We start from the raw sequence: 16,755 nt of genomic DNA, 5'->3' as shown, positions 1-16,755 counted from the left end.
TAAAATGGACTGTCAGATTAGTATTCAGTATTCAGTCCACGCTTTGTGGACTTTAGCTATCAGAAAAGCGATTTGAATCGCAGGCGGGCTGGCGGACTTGAGTGGGGATGCGATCGCACCCAAATTTCCTCCGATTGGATGATTGACAAGGCAAAACAGGATATAATCAGCCATTGGTGCAGATGCCAGAAAACGAGAATTTAGACTCAAGCTAGGTGCGATCGCCCTTTCAAACATAATGAAGCAACTCAATTATTCCCTCTGTTTTGCCAGCACACTTTCCTTTTTGTGCCTAACTACCAATCACCCCACCATTGCACAAATCATCCCAGATGCCACACTACCGAGCAATAGTGTAGCGATTCCAAATGGCAATAGTATCAGCATCGAAGGCGGTACAACTAATGGTAGCAATTTATTTCACAGTTTTCAAGAATTTTCCGTTCCCACAGGTACAGAAGCATTTTTCAATAACGGATTAGATATTCAAAATATTTTCAGTCGCGTCACTGGTAAGAATATCTCAAATATAGATGGATTGATTAGAGCCAACGGCACAGCCAACTTATTTTTAATTAATCCCAACGGCATTATATTTGGCCAGAATGCCCAATTAAATATCGGCGGTTCGTTTATAGGTTCAACAGCTAATAGTATTAGATTTATAGATGGCAGCGAATTCAGTACCACAAATCCAACAGCACCATCTTTGCTAACAATAAATGTACCCATAGGTTTACAATTTGGAGCGAATCCCGGTGCAATTGTCAACACTTCCCAAGCGATCGGCCCCACACCAACCTTGCCACCCTTACCCATAGAAATTCCTGTTTCTAACAAACTTGGTTTAGCAGTAGCTCCCGGTCAAACTTTAGCCTTAATTGGTGGTGATATCCAACTGCTAGGAGGAAATCTCACAGCTTATACCGGACAAATATTACTGGGTAGCGTCAAAAGTCCAGGTTTAGTGCAATTTGAACCAACGGCTTTTGGTGTGAATTTAAACTACAGCAATATTCCGACTTTTGGCAATATTGAAATGAATGGTGCATTTATAAATACCAGCGGATTAGGAGGTGGAAAAATTGACATCAGGGGTGGAAATGTCACCATCAGCAGTTCAGGAATTTATGGACTGACCCTGGGAAATATTGATGGTAGAGATATTGACATTAATGCCCAAAAGTTGCGGGCAGAGGGTGGAGCGCTAATATCCACCCTGACAGTGGGAAATGGTACGGGGGGTGCTGTGAATATCCGCGCTACTGACTCAGTTGAACTCAGTGGGATTGGATTTGAGAGTTATCAACAGTTTCTCGCTAAGTTGCTGGTATCGGGAACTATCGACCCTTTTGACCCGCAAATTGTTCTCGTTAGTAGCACTGCTGGTTCTGGAAACGCCGGAAATATTACGATTGATGCCCCTAGAGTGCTGATAGAAAATGGGGTGGGAGTAGGTAGCGCCACGTTAAGTTCCGGCAATGGGGGAAATCTGACCATCCGTGCCAGAGTTTTCGATCTGGCTGGTTCTGGTATCAACAACGGCACATTGCAGGGGAGTACAGGTACAGGAGGAAACATTACCTTTGAGGGAGAACGGTTGATAGTGCGGGATGGTGGTGTAATCGCCAGCATTACCCGCACTAATGCAGCAGCGGGGAATATCAATATTACAGCGTCTGAATCAGTAGAAGTGTTACGCAGTCCTACTGGAACTGCGGTGCAAACCTTTATCGGTACGAACGCGATCGGTTTGAATGGCAGGGCGGGAGATGTCACCATCGACACGAAGCGGTTGATTGCCTCAGAGGGAGCCGGGATTACTTTATCAAGTGGTGCCATTATAGGAGAAAGCTTATTTGCTACGACTGGGGGATCTGGGGGGAATTTAACAATTAGGGCCGCTGAGTCGATAGAAGTGGTTGGTATCTCTGGGGTTTTGGCGAATATGGGTCAGATTCCTAGTTTTCTCGCCACTCAAACCACTACCTCGAATCGAGCAGGCGATATCCAAATTTACACCCCCGTGCTGATCCTGCGGGATGGAGGCATAATTACTGCGGCATCTTTAGGTGCGGGAGATGCCGGAAACGTCACGATTGATGCGGGTCGTGTAGAAGTCATTGGCAGTGGGAATAACGGTCGATTTATTAGTAAAATTGAGGCTTCCGTTGGCAGCGTGTTGACCTTTTCCAATCCCAGCGCTACGGCGAATGCGGGTTCGGTGAATCTGAATGCAAATCGATTAATTGTCCGGGATGGAGCGACGGTCAATGTCCAGGCGTTGGGAACGGGGCGGGCTGGTAATATTAATGTTGTAGGTGATGCTCTAGTTCTCGATAACCAAGGTAGCATTGATGGCAGAACTGCATCCGGTACAGGAGCAAATATTAACCTCCAAGCACGGGATCTCCAATTGCGCCGCAATAGTCGCATCGCAACAGATGCGGGTAATACTACTGGCGGTAACATCAATATTAATACCAATACCTTAGTAGCTCTGGAAAATAGCGACATTACTGCCAACGCACAACAAGGTTCTGGCGGTAGGGTGAGTATCACTGCACAAGGTATTTTTGGCACTCAGTTCCGGGATGAACTGACTCCTTCTAGCGATATCACCGCTACTTCTGAACTTGGCCCTCAGTTCAATGGGACTGTAGAAATCAACACACCGGATGTTGACCCCAGTTCTGGTTTAGTGGAATTGTCGGCAAATTTCGAGGAACTGAGCGGAAGCATTGCCCAAGGTTGTCCAGCTTCAGGGGGAAATCGCTTTGCCGTCGTCGGACGCGGCGGTTTACCCGTCACCCCTTACGAAGCTCTCAACGGTTGGTATAACACAGGAACTCTTAACGGGGAGCGGGAGAGGGGGAGAGTGGGAGAGTGGGAGAGGGGGGGAGTGGGAGAGGGGGGGAGTGGAGGAATTTCGATCTTTGCGATCGCCATTCCCCATTCCCCTATTATCGAGGCGACGGGATGGCAGAAGAATGCTAATGGTGAAGTGGAACTGGTGGCGAACGATCGGGGAACAGTTAGTAGTTCTGGGAATAGTATGCCCGGTTGTGGTGTGCAATAGTGCGATCTTTTCTAAATTTGCGCTCAACTCAGATCTTGCACTACGTACTCACCCGCCTGCGATTCAAATCCCAGGCTAATAGCCCAAGTCCATTTTAATGGACTGTCAGATTAATATTCAGTATTCAGTCCACTTGAGTGGACTTTAGCTATTAGCCTGCGATTTGAATCGCAGGCGGGCTGGCGGACTTGAGTGGGGATGCGATCGATCTCTTCCAAACTTCCCCATATTGCACGATCGACAAAACAAACATGATATAATTTCAGCTAATCTCTTTGTAGCAACGAAACCCAACAAAGCAATTCTTACTCTTCCCTCAACGCTCGCCCCTTCTTAAGTTATAGCAACCGATGAGTCGGTTAGGACATTCTCAACTCCTGAAAGGTTACTTCTATTTTACTTTTTAATTTTTAACTGGTTGGCTAATTCCACCCAATGTGCAATCCCTTTTCGCGTCGGTTGTCCCGATGAATTGAACGTCCAAATCTCTCTTTTGTGTTGTGGGCCATAACTGATGTGAATTGGTCTATCCGCACCGTAATAATATAGAGAATCGAAAGGTAGCTTTTGTGATAAAATCCAATCGACAATGCGATCGCTCATCTCCCCCTCGATCGAAAAATCGCAAGACGCTCCTAATCTTTGGCAATAATACTTACCGTTTTTATTCACCTCATGCGCTATATGCTGATCGATATTGGGAGCAACTCGACCATTTTTTTGTCCCGTCACCGGATCTTTCTTTTCCAGATATCTTTTCAAATCTTTCGAGCAAAACCCATAAGTAAGACGAAACTTATCGCGACCAAAAAATTCAATGATCGGCTCTAAAATAAATCGGTATAAATCTTGGAGTGCAGGCAATGTTTCTTCTAAGTTTTCGGGAAAGGGATTGATTTGTTCGGCGTACTTCTGATAAGTATTGGTACAAGTACAAAAGTCCTCAAAAGTCAAGTATTTTCCCAGTAGTAATTCTTTCATTATTGATTGACTGCAACACTATAGCTAGGGACTAGGGGCTAGGGTCAGAAGGGTCTAGAATCAAGCGCTTCAGAAATTAAGAACGTCGTAACCGCCTTGGCGGTTGCTATACAATCAATAATAATTGATTATGTCAATATTGGGATACGTGGGATAATAATTTAAAAATCAATCTAGACTACAGCGGTTTTCAGTTGCATGAAGTACACCCCAGAAACCCGGTTTCTTCAATAAAGCGGGTTTCTGGGTAGCGAAGATTATAGATTTTGCCCGTGGGACAGCGAAACCCAACATCAGAGAGCATTAAAGGAAAATCATGGAAAAATTCATCACACAATTAAAAGTACGGCATTACGAAATGGACGCCCTCGGTCACGTTAACAACGCCGTTTATCAGCATTATTTAGAACAGGCGGGAATCGAACATTCCGAACACATAGGTTTTACGGTGGAACGCTACCATGAATTAGGCGGAGTGTTCGTAATGCGCCGTTTGGAAATAGATTATCTGCGTCCAGCAGTGGCAGGCGATATTATAGAAATTACTACTTGGTTACAAGAACTTCGCGGTTCCCGTGCGATCCGTCGTTACGAACTTCGTATTTTAGGAAAAGAAGAGTTAGTGGTGAAAGCAGAAGTTTTGTGGGTGTGGGTGAACTTGGCAACAATGCGCCCAAAAGCTATTCCTCCAATTATGTTAGAAGCCTTCCAAGGCACTAAGTCATCTTCTGTCGGCGAACCGCTAACAGCAACAGATATTAGCTAATAAATCATCTGCTAATTGGTTATTGTTGGCTTTCTGTGTAGTTTATTATAATTAATTCCCATTATTCTAGGAATTGCATTCTTTCTATCACGTAGGAAGTTGTGAATACTGAATTAAATCTTTCTTTCGGTACAATACTAACAGTGGCTTATTGTGCCATTATGTAATACATGAACACCACTGAACGCCTTGCTACTCTCGATCGCATCCGTAAATTCAGCCGCCTGATGGATAGCGCTTTCCGCATCCCAGTGATAGGCTTTCGCTTTGGATTAGACCCCATTATCGGTTTAATTCCAGGTGCCGGAGATCTTGTAAGTACAGCCTTTTCCGCTTACATTATCTTTTTGGCTGCTCGTTTCGGCTTGCCGCCGCAAGTCATGTACAAAATGATCTTAAATATCGGTCTAGAAGCTGTAGTAGGTGCAGTACCTCTGGTAGGTGACTTGTTCGATGCCTATTACAAGTCCAATATCCGTAACTTGGAGCTTTTAGAGCGACATCTCATGGTAGTTGAGCCAGAAGTTATCCAGCAAAGCTATTTGGAAACGCCGGATCTAGTTTCGCCAGTTCCGACTACGAAAACCTATCAAAAAGTTAGTTCGTAGCTGGAATTATTGCCTTTGGATATCAAGTCTGGTTAATTATTTTAAATAAATGTAGGTAATAGGTATTGGCAGAAATAACAGCTAATACCTATTATTGAGCATAAGTACGATCGCAATACCCAGATTTAAAAACCAAGGAGCGGAGGCGAAAAACCAAACGATACTAATGGCAACGATCGTAACGGTGAATGCACCCAGAATTTCTCCTGTCGGTCGCTCTACGTTTGTGTGCATATAAGTCCAGAAAGTCGTTATAGCCAGCAACGGGGGAATAAATAGGTGAGTCAGAGTCATAGTAATCATCGTTTTTTTCACTATCAACGAGGGAATAATAGGCGTTAGCGCCGTTAGTGGTAGGTATATTATCGCTTATAGCCTAGTTTTTTGCGATCGCCATTAATGTGTGATTTACGCACGCTCCTATATTGGATAGTCTTAGAAGCTTCCCACTTCCTTCTCTTGGTTCATCCAACTGGATGAAATTTTAGTCTAAATCTGGAGTACAAGCAATCCCAAACGCCAGCAAACCCACAACTTTGCCCATAGAAAGCAAAATTCCTAAATTATAATGGTAAAATAAGAATAATGGCGATGCGTGTTTGTCAGGAGAAAGAAATGACTATTGCTCAAGCTAAGCGCTTTACGCTGGAAGAATACCACAAACTCACAGAAATTGGATTTTTCCATGAAGACGATCGAATTGAGTTAATTAAAGGAGAAATTATCGAAATGGCAGCAAAAGGTACGGCTCATGAAACTTGTCTGAGAAACTTGTGGAAGGAACTGCCAAAACTTGTAGAAAACAGAGCAACTCTCCAATCTCAGTCTCCGATTATCTTACCGCCTAACAGCGAACCAGAACCGGATTTTGCGATCGTGCAAAACCGAGAGGATAATTATTTATCGGCTCACCCAAGTCCAGGTGATGTGTTGCTGGTGATGGAAGTAGCAGATTCTTCTATCGATTATGACAAAAATGTTAAAATACCTCTCTATGCTGAGGCGGGTATCTCTGACTATTGGATCTTTAATTTATTCGATAATCAACTGGAAGCTTACAGCGAATCTTATCAGAATAGTAAAGGGAAATTTGGTTATCAGAATAGGCGGATTGTTTTACCTAATCAGGTAATAGCGTTACCTTGTTTTCCTGATTTGTCTTTGGATTTAAGTAGAGTATTTCCGCCAAAATAGTTAAACTAGCACTAATAGGGATGCTCAGATCTTGCACCAGGGCTATCGCCTTTGTTTCTAGCAACTAGCTAAACCTGAAAGCATAGATTTTTGGTTGATAAACCCGGTTTCTTCAGCCTTATTGAGTCATGTGCAAGATGTGAGGATGCGCGTTTGTAAGGAGAAAGAAATGACTATTGCTCAAGCTAAGCGCTTTACACTGGATGAATACCACAAACTCACAGAAATTGGATTTTTCCATGAAGACGATCGAATTGAGTTAATTCAAGGAGAAATTATCCAAATGGCAGCAAAAGGTACGGCTCACGAAACTTGTATTTCTAAATTGCTGCGGGAATTAGTCAGACTCTTAGGAGATGCAGCAACCCTCCGTTGTCAATCTCCGATCGTGCTAGCGAACAACAGCGAACCCGAACCGGATTTTGCGATCGTGCAAAACCGTCCTGACGACTATTTATCCGCTCACCCAAGTCCAGGTGATGTGCTGATGGTGATGGAAGTAGCAGATTCTTCTATCGATTATGACAAAAATGTTAAAATACCCCTCTATGCTGAGGCGGGTATCTCTGACTATTGGATCTTTAATTTATTCAATAATCAACTGGAAGCTTGCAGTGAACCTTATCAGGATAATAAAGGGAAATTTGGATATAAAAATAGGCGAATTGTTTTGCCAAATCAGGTAATAGCTTTGCCTTGTTTTCCTGATTTGTCTTTGGATTTAAGTAGAGTATTTCCGCCAAAATTGAATGCTTAAATTAACTCGAAGGTGGAAAAAAACCGGGTTTCTTGGAGAAACCGGGTTTCTGGGGGTAGCTAGTGAAAAAATAAATTTGACTATACCCTTGACACCCAAGTGGTATTATGCTAAGAATTGAAAAGACAGCTGAAAGAGCCGCAAAAGCATTTAATGTTGGTTGCGGTCTCAGCTGTAAGGGTAATGATATCCGACCCAGGGTCGGCTTAACCCATTGCATGATTATTGATCTCAAGTTGCGGAAAATTGATTGAGGAAGCTTGAAGAGGGATGATATTATCTGCGGCTGCATCGTATTGTCAAGAATCTAACATGGCGCGTATGTCATGGGTAAAACTACCTGTGTCTTATGCGCTTTGTTATTTGCTTGACCATAGAGATGCGATCGCAGATAGTACCATCCCTCTTCAAGTTTCCTCAATCAATTTTCCGCAACTTGACATCAGTAATCATGCAATGGGTTAAGCCGACCCTTGGCCGGATATCATTACCCTTACAGCTGAGACTTTGACCAGATGAATGTGTAGGTTGCCAGTTTTGTCATAGGGAATATCTTCTTTTTTAGAAGTTCCTTGTGCAAAGCTTTGTTGCAGCTAGATGTGCGATTTCTTGATGCTGTCCAGTCCAAAAATACCAAACTGGAGATATTAAGATGTCAGACATTAATATAGGCTCGGACGCACAAACAACCCAGCAGAAAGTTGGCATTTATGGTGATATTCAGAACGTTCCTATCAATCCGTATCTAGGTCGATACTTGTTGATTTTTGCCCAGTTGCGTGGTTATATAGTTTGCCAAAAAGTATACTCTTTTTGGCGAAAGGAAAATATTTCGATTGAACAGCGTTTACACGAACTTGGTTATGACTGTATTGATGTACCTCTAATAACCAAAAATAGTGTTGATGAAAAGTTGATAGCTGACTGTAAGCGCGATCGATCTGGATTAGACATAGTTATTCTTGTGACTGGAGATGGAGACTACGCTGACTTAGTTCGCCAGTTAAAAAAAGAGGGCAAGGAAGTAATAATTTTTGCTCAATCTGCTAATGCTAGTAGGAACCTAATTCAACTGGCTGAATTCTACTCTGTAGACCAATTACCTGAGCTAAATATCGATAATGTTCAACCTCAGATCAGTTCCATCCCATCTCATATCAGTTACAATCATGCTATAAACTATCTTATCGAAGCTATCAAGACTGCGATAAGCGAAGGCAAGCGTACAGGATTTTCCCTGATTGGCAAACTGATGCGTAAGGTTTGTTCCCAGTATCAGGGAGTAAAATCTATTCGTACACCTGATGGAAAGACATTTTCAAAGTTTACAAAGTTTGTTGAAGCGGCGGCAAAGGATGGGAAAGTGCGAATTAACGAACAACAATTGTTTTTAATCTAGCAATACAAAACTGCTGCCTAAAATTCCTTTTGCTTAAGCTTGCTACAGCTATCAGAAACCCGGTTTCTCTGAGAAACCGGGTTTCTCCACGACCTTCATTATTGGCGTTTTTTCATGACTACCAACTTAACAACGATCCCCTCTGAAAGCGATAATACTTATACCGATTCTAGCCAGTTAATTTACCCACTAAAAGGAGAGATACAATTGGAAGGAAAAATTCCCACATTCAATAATGAAAAGCTACTGCGCCAAGCGCTTACACACCGTTCTTATGTCAACGATAACCCCGGAGAAGGGGAAGAAAATAACGAACGTCTAGAGTTTCTGGGTGATGCGTTGCTAAATTTTTTGAGTGGGGAGTATCTTTATCGTATTTACCCAGAAATGTCAGAAGACCTAATGACCCGTCGGCGATCGGCCCTGGTAGATGAAAAGCAGTTAGCAAGATTCGCGACCGATCTGGGTTTAGACTTTAGGATGCGACTCGGTAAAGGTACAATTAGAGAGGGAGGTTTCACCAATCCAAATTTGCTCAGTAGCACCTTTGAAGCTTTTATTGGCGCGTACTATCTGGATAACAATTATAACATTGAGCCAGTCCGCGCTTTTGTGAAAAAGCTGTTTAATTCCGTGCCTGAAAATATAGTAGTGTCTCGCTCCAAAGTAGATGCTAAAAATCAATTTCAGCAATGGGTAATGGCGAATATTGGCACAAGTCAACTTCCTAAATATGTGACAGTTCAAGCAGGTGGAGAGTCTCACGCCCCAGAGTTTCTTTCCAAAGTGTTTGTAGGTGAAGAAAAATATGGAGAAGGGAAGGGACGCAGCAAGAAAGATGCTGAAAAAAGCGCTGCTGAAGATGCGCTTTTCAAGCTGAAAAAACAAGGAATGATGTAGAATTTGATCCTCTGTGCGATGAATCTCGGATATTGCACTAACATTCTCACCTCTAAGGGAATTGATGATGCTGTTGGCGAATCAGTCGGTGATGAGCCGCTCACCCGCTGGGGACTCAAGTCCCCAGCTAATAGCGAAAGTCCATTTTAATGGACTGGAAGATTAGTATTCAGTCCACTTGAGTGGACTTAAGCTATTAGCCAGCGATTTGAATCGCTGGCGGGCTGACTCCGAAAGAGCAGAATTTTCTCATCTAACTGAATTTTGCGATCTAAAATATTCTCCTTCTTCCTCTCTTCCCCTAGCCCCTAGCCCCTAACCCCTAGCCCCTTCTAAACTTGACTGAGGCACGACGATTCGCTGCACATTACAATGCGATCGCGTCCCAAGTTTTTAGCCTGATAAAGTGCCCTATCGGCCCCAGCAATCAATTCCTTTGGGGAAATGTCAGCAGTCGGAATCAGACAAGCTACCCCAGCGCTGAGGGTAATACAATCGCTGACTTCTGAAGCGAAATGAGGAATCTGCAAATCTTTGACTCTGATTTGGATTTCCTTTGCCACTCGCAATGCCCCTTTGAGATCGGTGTTGGGCAAAATCACCGCAAATTCTTCTCCTCCATAACGGGCAACTAAATCGGCAGGGCGCTTCACTGCCCGCTGGATAGCTTTAGCAACCAGCCGCAAACATTCATCCCCTGCTTGATGACCGTAGGTATCGTTATAGGATTTGAAAAAATCGATATCGCACAAAATTAGAGACAGCGGTTGTTTGTCGCGAGCTAAAATCAGCAATTGCTGTAGCAAATATTCATCAAACTTGCGCCTATTAGCTATATGAGTTAAACCATCGGAACTGGCTAGGCGCTGCAACTGTTCGTTTGCGGCTTGCAACTGTTGATAAAGTTCCGCTTGTTGAATGGCGATCGCTAACTGATTCGCCAGATGTTTCATTAACTCAATCTCCAAAGGCTGCCATGCCCTGACTGTCCCACACTGCTGAACCATCAACAGTCCCCACAACTGTTCTCCTTGCAGAATAGGAACCTCCAAGTTGGCTTTTACGCCCCACTTTCTTAATAATTCGATGTGGCAATTGGGAAAATTGGCGGCAGTTGAAACATCTTCTATAGCTCGAATGTTACCCTGCTGATAATAAGAAAAATTACCATCTCTGAGGCAACAGTCTGGGATGTTCGCTCCCAGTATAGATGTGCAGTTAGAGGCTAGAGATTCTACGGTCACATTGCCTATCTTGACGATATTGCTGTCTTTGTGCGTATTGGGTATGAAGCGGAAAATGATCGCGCGATCGGTCCCTAGAAACTGTCGCACTTGCGTCACCGCAGTGTTGAGAACTTCACTGAGATCCAGGGACTGGCGAATGTGCTGAGTAATTACCCCCATCAGCCGCTCCCGTTCGGTTTGCAGCCGCATTGCTTCTTCCGTCCACTTGCGTTTTGTGATATCTTGAGCTGTTCCCAGAATTTGTTTGGGCAAACCCTCAGCCGTTCTAGCGAAAACGATTTCCCGGCTGTGAAACCAGCACCATTCACCCGATCGATGCTCGATCCGATACTCCCTCTCAAAAATATCACCATCTTGTGCAGTGGTGAACTTTTCCTGGTGTGCAGAGACTTGCCATAAATCTTCTGGATACATCAAGTTAGGAAATAACTGCGACCCCATTTGTTGAATCTCTTCAGCTGTATAACCCAGCAATAAATCCACTTGGCGATTGATATAGATATTCCGCCCTTCTATTAAGTCATAGATGTATATAAGACAAGGCGTGGCATCGGCAATTTTTTGAATAAAATGCTGGCTTTCTCGGAGCGCCTCCTCTACCTTTGTGCGTTCCTTAATCTCTTCCAAAGCCCGATCTCGCATGGCGCGGTAATCTTGGATACGATAAGTCAGATCCGTAACATCCTCGATTACGAAAAGGGCATAGAACGATTTTGGATTATTAAGCTGTTGGTGGGATTCGACAATATCTGACTCACAAGCTGCATTGCCCAATCGAAAATCGCATTCGCAGGCTCTGCTTAGCAACGAGCTAAATCTAAAATCGGGTGCAGGTACAGCCGTGACAGTTGTGTGCTGGATGCGCCACCGTCCATCCGCCATCTGAGCGGGAATAATCGACTTGTGAAGCTGAGAAGAAAAAATAGTTGGGGGTCCTCCTTCAAAAATCTGCTTCAGTCTATGGGCGTACTTAGGCTGATGCAGATGAGGAAAATAGACGCCGATATCCTTTAATAGAATTTCGCTTCTAGAAATTCCCGTCCAGTCTTCCAGACATCGGTTCCAAAAAAGAACGCTAGAATCTTCTCGGAGAACGCAAACTCCTTCGGGAACCCGATCAAGAATGCCAAACTCTTTCTGGGCTGCCTGGATCTCGTTCATTATCACCCTCAAAAGCTAGGTCAATGGCCTTTAGCATAGCGTCGAAGGAACCCACTTTAAAAATTACAATAATATCTCCAGCAATTTGCAGTTGCTCGATGATGAAACGGGTATGTGCCAAGAAAACGCTGGCCTTGGCATCAAGATGCTTTGAATTGAACAACTTGTCAATCCTCCCTTCTAGATAAGTGGGCAGTGAGTATTCCAAGTGTTGTACTAAGACGTTACTCAGGGAACCCATAATGCCGTTGAGAACAATATTGCCTACTTCAAGCAAGGTTCCTATTTTCACAGAATCAAGGTCAGGAGTGCCCGCAGTTTCACCTGTGAGAACTTCCACGAGGGTAGATGCACTTTCGGTTGGGAAAATTAACTCGGCAGTGCCAGCAAACGAGCCAGAGAAGTTCAAGCCTACTGTGGAAAGTAGATCTCCATTGAATCGTATTTCGAGGTCTGGTTGCAACTCTTGTGGGGAAAGCACCTTTATATAAGGGATACGCAGGCAAATCGGGGAGCCGATCATTTCATTGAGGACGCCAGCGGCTCTACCCACGCCAATATTCACCAACTCCTGCAAAACATCTACCTGGTCAACTGTTAGGTTCATATATCTCTTCCTGGGTGACAACCCCGATCGCTTTTTTGACCCAATGGCGCAGTTCGTCTGGTTTGGGGATCTTGTTGAGAACTGTTAAGGCTCCCAGTTCTAAGCATTCAGCGCGAGTGGTTTGCTGAACATCTGCCGTCACTACAATTGTCGGAATCTGCAAACCTTCTTCCCGCAGCGCCAGAAGCACTTGCCGCCCGCCCATTTCCGGCATTAAGAGGTCTAACACTATACACTCTGGGTTGTGGGTGCGAATCATCTGTAGACCTTGTAGTCCGTTCGGCGCTTCCAGGATGGTATGTCCTTCTGCTTTTAGGATTTTCTGGAGCATCTTCCGGATCAAAGCTGCATCTTCTACGATTAAAATCAATGCCACTATTTCTTTTCCTCAATTTTTTTAAATTTAAGTAAATTTCTGTAATAATACAGCAAAGGTGAATCGTAGTGACTACAGCACTTTGTCATAATGGTTGACATAAATTATTAATTCCATGTCATTAGATAGCGATTTGCTGGTGCGATCGCTACTTTTACCATTTATTTCTTACTGCTTTTCATCAACTTTTTTAAGCCTAACACAAAAGTCTAAACCAATTGTAATTTATTTATCGCAATTTTAGTTTAAACTAAAATTAGTACTAACTCAAATTACTAATTACTTGCTTTCTAGGTATGTTGTTGGGGGCTTTAGCGCTCTTATCCCAGGGGGAATAAGAGCGCTAAAGCGCAACAACGTACCTACTAACTACTAAATGCCTTACCTGAAAAAGCACCTAGAGACTACAAAGTTGTTATACTTTCTGATATTAATGGTGCAAAGGTGAACGGTCGCTTTAGCTTTAATCGGTAATTTTTGGAGATTGGGGAAACTTTATGAAACACTTAGTCACAACATTTGGTATAATTTCAACCCTCCTGCTTGCACAAGGTTGTTCGTCAACGGTTAAATCTGGAGAAGCAGTTAAATCTGGAGAAACATCTGACTCTGTTGCCATAAAGCAGCATGAAGGTCATTTAATGGATAAAGGCGAAACACCTGTTGTTGCATCCGATCCTCATGCCGGACATTCGATGCACAATAATATGGATCATGGGAATAATTCAGCGCAAGCGAAGGCGTTATTCAGCGATCGCAAAAATATTCAACCGAATCAGCCTGTTGTGCTTGGTATTAATATTCAAGACTCCAAGGGGAAGGCAATTACCAAGTTTGATACCTTTCAGGAAAAAATCATGCACCTGATTGTTGTCAGCGACGATCTTCAGTTTTTCGATCACCTTCATCCCACTTATAAACAAAATGGACGTTTTGAAGTAACGGCTAATTTTCCGCGATCGGGCCAATATACTTTTTTCGCCGATTACAAACCATCTGGCCAAAACGAACAAGTCTCAGTATTGAAAAAAGGAGTCCCCGGAGCCACTCCATCTGCCCCAGCAATTGACCTGAATACTGCTAAGACTTTTGGAGATACCAAGGTGAATATCACATTTTCCAAACCCAAACTCAAAGCTGGTGAAGAAGTACACGCGATCTTTAATCTCAAAAATACTTCTAACAATCAACCAGTTACAAACTTGCAGCCTTATTTGGGAGAACGAGGGCATTTAGTCATAGTAAAACAATCCTCGAACTTGACGAAAGCAGATTATATTCATGCTCATGCAATGAAACATGACTCTGGGGGAGAAGTTCATTTTATGACTAAATTCCCTCAACCGGGAAAATATAAACTCTGGGGCCAGTTCAATCGTAATGGAAAAGTTGTTACAGCTGATTTTTGGGTAAATGTTCAGTAGCTAAATCGCAGTTGCAATTGTACAGTCAGGTACGTTGTTGCGCTTTAGCGCTAAAGCACAACAACGTAGCCATTATCCATTCTGAACAAGAACCTATGGAACGTAATATCGTGTTCGGTTACATCGTTAGTACATGAGTGATATCGTCAAATTGTCTGTTTTCATCGTTGGTTAGGTTTTTACCACAGATGAAGACAGATGAACACAGATGAACACAGATAAGAATAAGAACAGGAATTTTTTAGGTAACCGGAGATGATATAACTAGCAACTGGAGTTACTTAGCACTTTTACTGTTAAATTGTCCTTAAACAGTGTTTAATAGGTGAAAATGTTAATCGTTCGATCGCAACTTTACTCAAAAATGCCTCATGAACCATAAAAGATGGCGCTTCCCTCTTTTGGCGGCAGTTTGTTCCTTTGCCATCATACTCTCGAACTGTGGCAAATCTGAAAACCCCACTACTCCACCAGCAACCCAACAAGGAGTGCTAGTCTACGGTTCGGGGGGACAACCCGTAAACCTGGAACCGGGGAATATCACCGACGGCAATTCAATCATTGTGCAGCAACAAATCTACAATCGCTTGATTGAATTTAAGCCCGGTACTACCGAGTTTCAACCCAGTCTAGCTACTTCCTGGTCTGTTTCTGCGGATGGTAAGGTCTGGACATTTAAACTTCGTCCTGGTGTTAAATTTCACGACGGTAGCGATTTTAATGCCGAGGCGGTTAAGTTTAATGTAGAACGCTGGTGGAACCCCCAACATCCCAACGGTTACCGCAATGCTGGCAAATCTTATGAAATTTGGCAGCAAGTTTTCGGCGGTTTTAAAGGGAAATCGGAATCACTGTTGCAAGATGTTGTGGTGGTGGATAATTCTACAATTCAGTTTAAGCTCAAACAGCCGTTTGCTGCTTTTCCTGTCGCCATTGGTTCGGGTTACTTCGGGATTGCCAGTCCTGCTGCTATTAAGAAAGCTGGCGCTAGTTACGGGACTCCAGGTTCGTTGGCAGTAGGAACGGGGCCATTTATTTTTAAGGAATGGCGTACAGGCGATCGCATTCTCCTAGAAAAAAACCCCAATTACTGGAAAAAAGGCGACCCCAAAATCAACCAATTGGTAATCCGTTTTATCACCGATCCAGCAGCTAGATTAGCACAACTCAGAGCCGGTCAGATTGATTTTACGGTAGATTTAGCACCAGATCAGCGCAAAGAAGTGGAGAGCGATACCAATTTAGTCGCCATTCCTCGTCCTTCCTTTAATGTAGGTTATTTGGCGCTGAATCCCAGCTACAAGCCACTTGGGGATGCGAAAGTGCGGCAGGCGATCGCCCTTGCCATCAACAACGACCAAATCGTACAAGCCTTCTGGGGCAATTTAGGCAAACACGACAGCCATTTTACGCCGCCATCTTTAAATTGGGCCCAATCAAGTAAAATTACGGAATACAAGTATAACCCGCAAAAAGCCAAGCAATTACTAGCTCAAGCAGGCTATTCCAATGGCTTTGACTTAGAACTTTGGTATATGCCCGTTTCGCGACCTTATTTTCCTACTCCCAAGCCAATTGCTGAAGCTTTTGCTGCCGACTTGAGTGCGATCGGCATTCGCGTCAAACTGAATACCAAAGATTGGGCAGCTTACTTGAGCGATCGTCGAAAACCCCCAGGCTTTCAAGCTTTCATGTTAGGCTGGACACCCGACTACGGCGACCCCGACAGCTTCTATTATCCCCACTTTAGCCCTGGTGCCACCGATGATATAGGTAATTGGAAAAATGATAAAGTTACCCAACTTTTAGATCGAGGTAGAGCAACTGGGGATAAAGCAGCTAGAGGTAAAATTTACGCTGAAGTCGATGAAATATTGCATAACGAAGCAGTACGTTTGCCGATCGTACATTCACAGCCGCTTTTAGCTAAACGCAAAAACATTCAAGGATGGATTCCCAGTCCTTTAGGTAGCGAGTCATTTGAGCAAATTGAGAAAAAGTGAGCATTTTAGCAGTATATTAATCTCAGATCTTGCAGTAATGAATCATATCCGATCTTATCTGCGTTCATCTGCGTTCATCTGTCTTCATCTGTGGTTAAATTTAACCAATGATGCTCACAGTAAATGCCCATGTAACAGGACATGATCCGATACCAAATCCGGGTTTGTTAGCCCCTTTTTAAATAATCGCTCCAGACACAGAGAGCGAAGAGAGAAGACGAAGAAGATAAAGGGAGTATTTAACCAGGATTTG

The 16,755-nt window shown here is 43.5% G+C and carries 16 protein-coding genes; 10 read left to right on the top strand and 6 right to left on the bottom strand.

Features of this window, described 5'->3' with window-relative positions:
- Positions 1-24: 24 nt before the first annotated feature.
- Complete coding sequence (locus tag LAY57_RS06355; RefSeq protein WP_249065486.1) at positions 25-252, bottom strand: hypothetical protein; 228 nt, start codon at positions 250-252, stop codon at positions 25-27.
- Here LAY57_RS06355 and LAY57_RS06350 point away from each other — a divergent pair.
- Complete coding sequence (locus LAY57_RS06350) at positions 239-3,079, top strand: two-partner secretion domain-containing protein (protein WP_249065485.1); 2,841 nt, start codon at positions 239-241, stop codon at positions 3,077-3,079. The genes LAY57_RS06355 and LAY57_RS06350 overlap by 14 nt on opposite strands.
- Positions 3,080-3,475: 396 nt before the next feature.
- Here the strand turns inward: LAY57_RS06350 and LAY57_RS06345 are convergent, their stop codons facing one another.
- Positions 3,476-4,060: a hypothetical protein gene (locus tag LAY57_RS06345; protein ID WP_249065484.1), complete on the bottom strand. Its 585-nt coding sequence runs from the start codon at positions 4,058-4,060 to the stop codon at positions 3,476-3,478.
- A 316-nt stretch (positions 4,061-4,376) separates the two neighbouring features.
- Between LAY57_RS06345 and LAY57_RS06340 the strand changes: the two genes are divergently transcribed.
- Positions 4,377-4,826 (top strand): acyl-CoA thioesterase, encoded by a 450-nt coding sequence (locus LAY57_RS06340; RefSeq protein ID WP_249065483.1) that lies wholly within the window; start codon positions 4,377-4,379, stop codon positions 4,824-4,826.
- A gap of 170 nt (positions 4,827-4,996) precedes the next feature.
- Complete coding sequence (locus tag LAY57_RS06335) at positions 4,997-5,434, top strand: DUF4112 domain-containing protein (RefSeq protein ID WP_249065482.1); 438 nt, start codon at positions 4,997-4,999, stop codon at positions 5,432-5,434.
- An 81-nt stretch (positions 5,435-5,515) separates the two neighbouring features.
- Here LAY57_RS06335 and LAY57_RS06330 read toward each other — a convergent pair whose 3' ends face one another.
- Positions 5,516-5,737 (bottom strand): hypothetical protein, encoded by a 222-nt coding sequence (locus tag LAY57_RS06330; protein ID WP_249065481.1) that lies wholly within the window; start codon positions 5,735-5,737, stop codon positions 5,516-5,518.
- A gap of 312 nt (positions 5,738-6,049) precedes the next feature.
- Here LAY57_RS06330 and LAY57_RS06325 point away from each other — a divergent pair, with 312 nt between their 5' ends.
- The 5 genes from LAY57_RS06325 (at position 6,050) to rnc (ending at position 9,684) form a co-directional block, all read left to right on the top strand.
- The gene (locus LAY57_RS06325; RefSeq protein WP_249065480.1) at positions 6,050-6,628 is read left to right on the top strand and encodes a Uma2 family endonuclease; all 579 of its coding nucleotides are present in this window, start codon (positions 6,050-6,052) and stop codon (positions 6,626-6,628) included.
- A 169-nt stretch (positions 6,629-6,797) separates the two neighbouring features.
- On the top strand, positions 6,798-7,385 hold the full coding sequence (locus LAY57_RS06320; RefSeq protein WP_249065479.1) for a Uma2 family endonuclease: 588 nt from the start codon (positions 6,798-6,800) through the stop codon (positions 7,383-7,385).
- A 321-nt stretch (positions 7,386-7,706) separates the two neighbouring features.
- Positions 7,707-7,850, top strand: coding sequence for a hypothetical protein (locus tag LAY57_RS06315; protein ID WP_249065478.1), 144 nt, complete (start codon positions 7,707-7,709; stop codon positions 7,848-7,850).
- Positions 7,851-8,037: 187 nt separating this feature from the next.
- Positions 8,038-8,784, top strand: a complete 747-nt coding sequence (locus tag LAY57_RS06310) for an NYN domain-containing protein (protein WP_249065477.1) — start codon at positions 8,038-8,040, stop codon at positions 8,782-8,784.
- Between the two features lie 114 nt (positions 8,785-8,898).
- The gene (rnc, locus tag LAY57_RS06305) at positions 8,899-9,684 is read left to right on the top strand and encodes a ribonuclease III (RefSeq protein WP_249065476.1); all 786 of its coding nucleotides are present in this window, start codon (positions 8,899-8,901) and stop codon (positions 9,682-9,684) included.
- Positions 9,685-10,016: 332 nt separating this feature from the next.
- Here the strand turns inward: rnc and LAY57_RS06300 are convergent, their stop codons facing one another.
- Genes LAY57_RS06300 through LAY57_RS06290 form a run of 3 tightly spaced genes read right to left on the bottom strand, consistent with a single transcriptional unit; the run spans position 10,017 to position 13,075 of the window.
- Positions 10,017-12,092, bottom strand: a complete 2,076-nt coding sequence (locus LAY57_RS06300; RefSeq protein ID WP_249065475.1) for a sensor domain-containing diguanylate cyclase — start codon at positions 12,090-12,092, stop codon at positions 10,017-10,019.
- Positions 12,049-12,699 (bottom strand): chemotaxis protein CheC, encoded by a 651-nt coding sequence (locus LAY57_RS06295; protein ID WP_249065474.1) that lies wholly within the window; start codon positions 12,697-12,699, stop codon positions 12,049-12,051. The genes LAY57_RS06300 and LAY57_RS06295 overlap by 44 nt, the downstream gene beginning before the upstream one ends.
- A complete protein-coding gene (locus LAY57_RS06290) occupies positions 12,683-13,075 on the bottom strand; it encodes a response regulator (protein ID WP_249065473.1) in 393 nt (130 codons plus the stop codon). Before LAY57_RS06290 ends, LAY57_RS06295 begins: the two co-directional genes overlap by 17 nt.
- A gap of 497 nt (positions 13,076-13,572) precedes the next feature.
- Here LAY57_RS06290 and LAY57_RS06285 point away from each other — a divergent pair, with 497 nt between their 5' ends.
- Both LAY57_RS06285 and LAY57_RS06280 read left to right on the top strand, forming a co-directional pair.
- Entirely contained in the window at positions 13,573-14,499 is a 927-nt protein-coding gene (locus LAY57_RS06285) for a DUF8832 domain-containing protein (protein WP_249065472.1), read from the top strand.
- A 371-nt stretch (positions 14,500-14,870) separates the two neighbouring features.
- Positions 14,871-16,502 carry an ABC transporter substrate-binding protein gene (locus LAY57_RS06280; RefSeq protein ID WP_249065471.1) on the top strand — a complete coding sequence of 544 codons (1,632 nt, stop codon included), beginning with the start codon at positions 14,871-14,873 and terminating at the stop codon, positions 16,500-16,502.
- The last annotated feature ends 253 nt before the right edge of the window (positions 16,503-16,755 follow it).

Origin of the sequence: Argonema antarcticum A004/B2, from assembly GCF_023333585.1 — a bacterium.
GTDB classification, from domain to species: domain Bacteria; phylum Cyanobacteriota; class Cyanobacteriia; order Cyanobacteriales; family Aerosakkonemataceae; genus Argonema; species Argonema antarcticum.
This window is presented reverse-complemented; position numbering and strand designations above follow the sequence as displayed.